Consider the following 986-nt stretch of genomic DNA (forward strand, 5'->3'; position numbering starts at 1 on the left):
AATGAGATTAATAAAGTTGTAGGAGATAGTCTTGTTAAGCAGGATGATGCTACGAAGGTAATCAAGATAGGTGGAGAAAAAGAGGGTAGTGCAATCACAATTGCAAACATGAATGGTGATACACGTAGTCTCTCTGGCGTGAAAGCGGGCACACTTTCTGAAGGTTCGACGGAAGCCGTGAATGGTTCTCAGCTTTATTCCTTGCATCAGACGCTAGCGATGTATTTAGGCGGAGGAGCTAGCTATGAAGGTGGCGAATGGAGGGCTCCGGAATTCAAGGTTGCGCAATTCAATTCTGATGGTAGTTCGTCAGCAAAGAAGATCTATCATGATGTAGCAGGAGCCTTTGATGGTGTTAGTGATGGTATGACGAGTATCAACGACCGTATTCATGATGTTGAGAAGAATGTGGCGAGCAATGGTTTGAATTGGAATGAAGAAGAAGGCGCGTATGATGCGAAGCATGATGGTAAGTCGAGTAAGATTACGCATGTATTGGATGGTAAGATAGAAGAAGGCTCGCAAGAAGTTGTTAATGGTGGTCAGCTTTGGAGCACGAATGAGAGAGTAAAAGATGTTGAAGACAAAGTAGATACGATAGATCAACATGTGAAAAATATTGAAGTAGCGGTAACAGATGGCGTTGTTAACTATGATAAAGATAGTGATGGTAAAAAGACCAATAGCATTACGTTAGTAGGAGGTAATGACAGCGAACCTGTTATGATAGACAATGTAGCGGCAGGGAAGATTGAAACAGGTTCTCAGCAAGCTGTTAATGGTGGTCAGTTACATGATTATACTGAAGAGCAGATGAAGATAGTTCTTGAAGATGCCAATAAGTATACGGATGAGAAAATTAGTGGTCTTGTCAATGATGGTGTTAACGAGTCGAAATCCTATACGGATATGAAGTTTGAGACATTGAATTATGCTATTCAGGATGTTCGGAAAGAAGCAAGACAAGCTGCTGCTATTGGTCTAGC

General features: G+C 41.6%; 1 pseudogene. It reads left to right on the forward strand.

The window, feature by feature from the left end:
* Positions 1-986: pseudogene (locus ACFIMU_RS08685) on the forward strand (hypothetical protein); the annotation flags it as partial.

Origin of the sequence: Bartonella sp. AC70YNML (assembly GCF_042196545.1) — a bacterium.
In the GTDB taxonomy this organism is placed as follows: Bacteria; Pseudomonadota; Alphaproteobacteria; order Rhizobiales; family Rhizobiaceae; genus Bartonella.